Source organism: Edaphobacter aggregans DSM 19364, from assembly GCF_000745965.1.
GTDB classification, from domain to species: Bacteria; Acidobacteriota; Terriglobia; order Terriglobales; family Acidobacteriaceae; genus Edaphobacter; species Edaphobacter aggregans.
Genome location: NZ_JQKI01000208.1, coordinates 1 through 6,795, shown reverse-complemented (window position 1 = coordinate 6,795; position 6,795 = coordinate 1). Strand labels below are relative to the sequence as shown.

The following is a 6,795-nucleotide window of genomic DNA, read 5'->3' as shown; positions in this document are numbered from 1 at the left end:
GGTCGGTGTAAACGACGCTTTCAGTTCTGCCGCGCTCGGTTCGGCCGGCAGGATCGGGTAGGCCGTCTCATGGATATTGGTCATGCAGGTTGTCGTCACCTGAACGCATGCTAGAGTTGCCGCGTGCGCTGAACCTCGTCGTCATGCAGGGTGACCCAAGGTTGTCGCGTACTACCGTCAACGTGGCGACAAGCGTTTAGTTTCTCATTCTAAATCATCGACTTGCCCCGAGATGTGGCGGATTTTTTACGAATCACGGCCGACCCTCTTGAAGGTACATTGCGGTATCGCGAGGTAGAGGACGAGGTCGGGGGCACTACCTTCAAGCACCGGATCGCCGAGATCCACGCCATCAGCATGAAGCGGCTTTCGAAAATAGAGGCCGCCGATGATCCTTCCGACGGGGCCGACGACGAGTAAACGCCGGCTTTTAGGTGGATGAGACAGAGAAAGTCTCATCCACCATTTGTTGTCAAGATAGAGGCTGGCTGTGAGATCGAGGAGACTCAGATCGTCTCGATGTCAGAGTTGCTGGGTTTGCCCCATTGCATCAACCAAGAATCGTTCAAGGCGACATGAGCGTTTCCCATTACTAATCCTGGGAGCTGAACTCAACAGCATTCAATGAGTTCTACCGTTGTTGCCAGCTGAGATTTGCGATAACCCGTTAGCCCACATCATCTTTCAGGCATCATTAGCAATTAGGTGTATATCAATATTTAGGTATGGGTTGTCACCTCCTACCTAACCCCTTACTAATCCATTGCTCGCTCCTCTGCGTCGGTAATTTCTGCCAATGTCAACAAGGGCTGACTTCGTCATTGCGACGGAGAGGGCCTTGACTTCGGATCGCCATGGTCGTAAGTGTCTTCTCAACGCAAACGACGAATTTTGGGAGAGACCGTGGCAAGGTGCACTTATTTTTTGTGTTATCGAGGCGCAGTCACAAGTGTTCCGGAAACGAATGCGAGTGTGGCCGCAGCGGAAAGCGTGGAGCTGTAGGCGTCGTCTGAGGCGAGTGTGGCCTGCAAGAGTTGGGTCTGGGCGGCAACGGCGGCTGTAATGGTTCCTACATCATGCTTGTAGGCATCGAGAGCAGCGTCGTAGGAGATCTGCGAGGCGTCCTGCAGGGTGCGGGCAGCTTCATCGGCGGCGAGACTGGTCTCCAGCGCGTTTTGTGCGCCTACGATCTCGCGAATCGCCACGATTCGTGTCTGGTCCAGTGTTGCCGCGGCCTTGGCAGAGTTATTCTTTGCTTCGCTGATCGCGTTCGCTCTAGCGTGGCCGTCGAAGATCGGGACTGATAGTCCAAGAAGAACGGTCGAGTTCCAGTGATTGCCGGTGATGTTCAACGTCGGCAATTGCTGCTCGCCGATCGCGGGAATTGCTGTGAGTCCGAGTTGTCCGCTTACGTAGGCCCCTGTGCCAGCGAGGAAGATCTTTGGGCGGTAGGCGGTCTCTGCCGCCTTGACTGCGGCCTGGCTTGCCTGCTCTGCCGCATAGGCGGCGAGAACGTCCGCGCGACGAGAGAGCGCGTCGGTGACGACCTGCTCGACTGCAGGGCGCGTGTCGTCGGTGAATGTGTGCCGCTCCAGCGGAGCAATTTTGATCTTTTCAAGAGCAGAAAAACCCATGGCTCCGAGGAGAGAGACATAGGCATTCCGCTCTGCACCTTCGGCCTGGATTCTGGCGAGCTGGGCCTGGGCAGTCACCTGGCGGGTCTGGGTCGACTCCAGTACCGTCCCGATTCCACCGCGATACCGTTCTTCGGCGGCCTTCTGAATCTCCTGGGCATTCTGGAGCGCTTTTGCCGCGGTGACCGTGTGCCGGGAGGCGGCGAGATAGAGATAGTATGCGACGCATACGTCGTGAATGATCTTCTGATGGACTCCGGTAAAGAGGATGTTGGAGGCGAGCGAGACCTTCTGGGCAGCGTCCACGGCATTCCTGCGTGCGCCGAAGTCGAATAAGAGCCACGCGAGTGTGACTGAGGAGACAGAACCGGTAACAGACTCCGACCCTTGCGTGTTGACTCCAAAAGCGCTGCTACTGCCGGACGACGCTTGATGGCCGCCGATGACATTTGCGGACATGCGCGGGAGGTAGGTGCTTCTGGCGATGCCGGCGGTCAGAGCTGCGTTGCGCGCGGTCTCCCATGCGATTCGCGTTTCCGGATGTTCGCGTTCCGCGAGATCGATCAGCTCGGGGAGGGTGTATGGGTGCTCGGCGTCGAGATCGACGTGGGGTTTAGGCAGAACGGCGGCGGAGGGATTCGGTGTGAGAGCGTAGCTCTGTCCGACGGCGGGCGGCGCTTCCTGCGGAGATTGGGTGGGGAGCCTTTGTTCGGAAGACACCAGAGCCGAGGGGGCGATGGGCAAATATGTACTTTGCGCCTCCGCGGCGATGGCGTATAGCGCAAGTAGCACTGAGGCTGTTTTCAGGTGGATGTTATGCATGTTCCTCCGACTGGTCGATTCTCGACCATGCAAGCTGGAACGAATGCGACCTGACGTCTAACAATTCCGATAAAGCGGCGTTATCGGCTGCAGGTTCTTCCCCAGGGTCTTTCAGCTCAGAACGTGCGAAGAGGGCTATGTCCAGTCGCTGCGCGGCTCGCACCGCGTTCCTGCGCGCGCGCCGCCATGCCGTTGTGGGGCGAATGGAGGGAGGTTCATAACCAGCCAACTGAATATCGGTTTCGATCTTGTGGAGGAGGGCCTGCGCCTCTGCGGCGACGCGGCGACGCTGCCATGGATTGGAAAGTTGATCGATCTCTTGCAGTTGCTTCTGTGCTGTCTTCAGCCCTTCATCGATGTGCGGGGCGATGCTCGCCGGCCAGAGACGTGTCGAGATGAGATACGAGACCAGGATTCCCAGAAAGATTCCGATGACGCGATCGCGGGCGACGACCATGTTGAAGGCTGGGGATGATCCCTGAATAACGCAAAGAAAGTAGGCGAAGGCAAACTGCAATCCCGCGTAGGAGATGCGTGGGCTTCCGGCAGCTATCCATGCGCCGATGAAAGCTCCTGCGAAGACAACCACCATCAAGTGTCCGATGTCCGTTGTCCTGGGAATGATGCCGATCATGACGCCGAGTCCAGCAACGGTTCCTACTATGCAGCCGAGGATTCGCAGCTGCAGCTTCTCTACGCTTTCTGCGACGGTTCCGAGCGACACGATGAAGCAGGTGATCAGGGCAGTGTGGATACCGGGCCAGTTCAGGACGGAGTAGATGAGGTAGCAGGTCATCGCTGCCAGGGTTGTCTTGAACGCATACTGCACGTGCTCTGGATTGGAGAAAGCATTGGGAAGGAAAAATCCTGACTTGGCTTTTTTCTCCTTCGAGGAGGGTCGGCGTTCTCCGAACTGGCTCAGGCCAGCGTTGAAGAACATAATGGAAGAACAAACGAGATCGGCGGAGCCGCCTTCTACTGGAATCGGTTCGACGAGGGCCGGATAGCCGCCCTTCTCGAAGATCGCGGCCATCTGGAGGAGGGTTGACTGCATTGCCGATCTTGTCTCCGACGATGGAAGCGCGTCAGGTTCGGTGACCATGAGCTGGACGGCGGAGAGGATTGTAACTACGCCGTCGGATGAGGCCTTGAGGGCGTCGAGATCTTCTGGACGGCTGCTGTGTTCGATGGAGGAGAGCTTGAGTTCCTTCTGGGTTTCTTCGTCTCCTTCGGCGAGGAGCTGCTTCAATTCGCGGATCGATTCCTCGTCGGTTTGCAGAGCCTTTGCTGCTGTACAAAGCCTTGCTGCGAGGTCTTTTTGCGCGAGGCTGCGAGGGGCGGCTCCGAACAAGAGATTGATGACAATGGAGACTGCTGCAGGGATAGCGACGAATAGCAAGGTGTAGAGGAAGGCTCTCGTAACCAGTTCGCCAAGGGGAACAGAGCCTAGTAGATCCAAGGCGTATGCAATGATTAGCGTGAGAGTTGACCCGATCGGCTTGAGCCTGCTCGCAGATACCAAGAACAGGAGGGTGAATGAGATTGCCGCCATGGCTCCTACCCGCAGAGGAATGCTTGCGAGGACGGGCGATGCGATTACGAGCAGGAATCCGACGATGACGGTGATGATGATCGTGAACGCGATCGAGAGAACGATACTCTCTACACGGTCTGGTTTGTTGAGAAAGAAGACTACATAAGTGGTCAGAGCGATCTCGGGCGTTTTGTAGATCTCGGCAACCAAAGCGACGAGGGCACAGATAAGGGCGAGCCTCAGCGCGAACGAAAGCCGTTCCGGAGAGTAACGCGTAAGAAGGGTCCAGGCGTTATTTTGAGGCAATGCATCATCTACAGGCGGTGCCATGATCGACCTCCGCGATGGCGCTAGCGCCAATGCGTACGAGCTGCTCGGGCGGCTCCTGCAGATGAATTCGTACGGGGAATCGCTGCGCTACCCGCACCCAGTTGAGGGATGGCTCGACATAGGGAACCGACCTTGGAACGTTGATGCGGTCCTCCGACAAGACTCCGAATCCGATGCTATCGACGATACCTTTCATCGGAGTATGGCGATCGATCATCGAGTAAACCGTCACGCAATCGCCCTGCTTCACCCGCTTGAGATCGATCTCGCGAAAATTGGCCGATACGAACCACTCCTCGGTATTGATGAGCGTGAAGAGCGACTGCGATGGTATGACCATCTCTCCTGTCGAAACAGAGAGACCAACAATGCGTCCTTCATGTGGAGCGCGCACCTCCGTATCTTCCAAGGCTCTGCGCGCATTCGTGAGCGCCGCCGCGGCGGCTCGTACGGCCGCTTCCGCGGCTGCGACATCATCGACCAGATGGTGAGCAGCAGTCTCCTGCTCTTTGGCTTCGGTGAGAGAACTTGTGGCGTTCTGCGTCGCTACCTCCGCCTGGTCGAGCTGCTGCTTCGGGACGTAGCCCTTCGCAGTGAGGGGCTTCAGGCGCTCCTCGGTGCGCATCGATAGCTCAAGGTTGGTTTGCGCCCTGCGGGTCTGTTCGCTTGCGATCTCGGCGTTCGAACGTTGCGCTGAGACGAGTCGTCGCTTGGATTCCAGCGTTGCGCGGGAGAGAGCGAGCTGCGCTTCTGCAGCGGCGACGTTGGTCTGGTAGGGCACCGGATCGATTCGTAAGAGAAGATCGCCCCGATGAATCAGTTCATTCTCATGGATGGGTAGTTCGATAATCCGGCCACCAACCGCAGAGGCAACGTGAATGACCTCCGCATCGATGCTGGCATCGTCCGTCGAAAGCTTTGTACGGGAGGCTACCTTTACAGCAAGCCCAACAGCAGCGCCTATGATTAACAGAGCAATGAGAATGCCCAGCGGTTTGCGTTTATTGATACCCCGAGCTTCCATCGTTAGTGCACCGTCCAGGAGAGCCATACAGCCAGCGCGACCAAGACGCCGATAGCCGAGCACACTGCAAGCTGGAAAGGGATAATCGTGGTCAGATGGGTCGATGCCATAAGACCTCGTGCGATGACAGTTGTTATCACTCCGACGACAGCGCAGGCCAGCCACGCCGGAAAATACGCGCCGGCGATGGCCATCGAAGGAGCTCCGCTGCAACCGCTAAGCAGGGCTGTTTGAGCGAGCAACAGCAGCAGCCGAGCAGGGGAGGTGAGGACGGGCGTAACGGAAATCTGCCTGGAGATTGATTTTTCGCACCTCCAGCTCTTCTCAAGAGTCAGAATCTGCTCAGTCTTAGCGCTCATTCACTTTCCCAATTTTGGCCAAATGTCCGCGGGATCTCTATTACTGCTTCGATAAGAACGGAAAAATCCATGAAAATCGAATTGCGCGACCAAGAGAATACGAAGATCGATGCAGTGTCGATAGAGTGCATCCTAACATAACAATTTGCTCGCTTTAGACTAATAGAAGTGATGGCGCTACGCTGCTGCTGGGCCCAGCTTGAAGCACCGTTCTGGTCCTCCAGATCAAGAGTGGTCTGCACGAGAGGGAAGTGAAGGCGCTTACTAACTCTGAGAGTTAATTGCGTATACACCCCGCTATTTCCTTTTCGTTGGAAATCATCCTAAACTCTATCTACGTGAAGGAATCTTCCAAGGAGCGACGATGCCACGACCCATCTCATGGCTCACTCGACTACACGAAATCCGACGAGCCGTCGCCTTGTCCGTCCGTTCCCACTATGAGCGTAAGGACATCGAGTCGCTCTTCCACGTACAGCCCCGCACCGCGCAACTCTTACTGGAGATGCTGCCAACCACAGCCATCGGCCGGTCGCGGCTCGTGGAACGGCAAGTACTTGCTGACTTCCTCGATCGCATCCATAAGGCGGATGATCCTTCTGCGGAACTGGATCTCATCCGTGCCCAGGGCGGGGGAGTCTCACGCAAGAAGTTCCGCACCCTTGTTCGCCGTGATGTTGAACCACTACAGGTCGATTCCCTGCCCGCAAATATCGAATTCATTCCCGGACAGATGAGTGTGAGCTTTCGCACGATCGAGGATCTCGCCCAGTCAATGTATAGCCTCGCTCGCGCGATCGAGACGGACGGCGACGAGTTGGCAAGAAGATACGAGGTTCAAGAGATCGCAGATGACGGCAGCCCTAATCGATCCGAGTTCGAGGCTATGCTGCAGGAGCTTTTCAATCTGGAGGCCACTCGCAGCAGGGGTGCTACTCCCCTGCCGCATCCAACAGCTTCGTAATGGCATCGTGATAGGTCAGTTTGTATCGATCAGCGTAGCCGAGCCTCCGCTTTAGAACCTACAGTTCTGGTAGGGTGCGGCGATTATTTTTCTCTTCGCGGCGTGTCGCCGATACCGCAAGTTGCATT

The 6,795-nt window shown here is 56.6% G+C and carries 6 protein-coding genes; 2 read left to right on the top strand and 4 right to left on the bottom strand.

Annotation, left to right across the window (positions count from 1 at the left end; all coding sequences use genetic code 11):
- The first annotated feature begins 234 nt into the window (after nt 1–234).
- Complete coding sequence (locus Q363_RS29520; protein ID WP_245632553.1) at nt 235–420, top strand: hypothetical protein; 186 nt, start codon at nt 235–237, stop codon at nt 418–420.
- Nucleotides 421–929: 509 nt separating this feature from the next.
- On the opposite strand, the gene Q363_RS29515 is transcribed toward Q363_RS29520, so the two are convergent.
- From Q363_RS29515 to Q363_RS29500, 4 genes are read right to left on the bottom strand one after another with little or no spacing between them, the layout of a single operon-like run.
- On the bottom strand, nt 930–2,456 hold the full coding sequence (locus Q363_RS29515) for a TolC family protein (protein WP_035357850.1): 1,527 nt from the start codon (nt 2,454–2,456) through the stop codon (nt 930–932).
- A complete protein-coding gene (locus tag Q363_RS29510) occupies nt 2,449–4,320 on the bottom strand; it encodes an FUSC family protein (RefSeq protein ID WP_051979515.1) in 1,872 nt (623 codons plus the stop codon). The genes Q363_RS29515 and Q363_RS29510 overlap by 8 nt, the downstream gene beginning before the upstream one ends.
- Complete coding sequence (gene mdtN, locus Q363_RS29505; RefSeq protein ID WP_035357847.1) at nt 4,301–5,344, bottom strand: multidrug transporter subunit MdtN; 1,044 nt, start codon at nt 5,342–5,344, stop codon at nt 4,301–4,303. The genes Q363_RS29510 and mdtN overlap by 20 nt, the downstream gene beginning before the upstream one ends.
- A gap of 2 nt (nt 5,345–5,346) precedes the next feature.
- Nucleotides 5,347–5,703, bottom strand: a complete 357-nt coding sequence (locus Q363_RS29500) for a YtcA family lipoprotein (protein WP_084080905.1) — start codon at nt 5,701–5,703, stop codon at nt 5,347–5,349.
- A gap of 364 nt (nt 5,704–6,067) precedes the next feature.
- Here Q363_RS29500 and Q363_RS29490 point away from each other — a divergent pair, with 364 nt between their 5' ends.
- Nucleotides 6,068–6,667 (top strand): hypothetical protein, encoded by a 600-nt coding sequence (locus tag Q363_RS29490; RefSeq protein WP_084080904.1) that lies wholly within the window; start codon nt 6,068–6,070, stop codon nt 6,665–6,667.
- The last annotated feature ends 128 nt before the right edge of the window (nt 6,668–6,795 follow it).

What these genes read in the sequence shown, in the direction of transcription:
- Q363_RS29510 (WP_051979515.1), bottom strand. Translation starts at nt 4,320, where the DNA reads ATGGCACCGCCTGTAGATGATGCATTGCCTCAAAATAACGCCTGGACC.
- Q363_RS29490 (WP_084080904.1), top strand. Translation starts at nt 6,068, where the DNA reads ATGCCACGACCCATCTCATGGCTCACTCGACTACACGAAATCCGACGA.
- Q363_RS29500 (WP_084080905.1), bottom strand. Translation starts at nt 5,703, where the DNA reads ATGAGCGCTAAGACTGAGCAGATTCTGACTCTTGAGAAGAGCTGGAGG.
- mdtN (WP_035357847.1), bottom strand. Translation starts at nt 5,344, where the DNA reads ATGGAAGCTCGGGGTATCAATAAACGCAAACCGCTGGGCATTCTCATT.
- Q363_RS29515 (WP_035357850.1), bottom strand. Translation starts at nt 2,456, where the DNA reads ATGCATAACATCCACCTGAAAACAGCCTCAGTGCTACTTGCGCTATAC.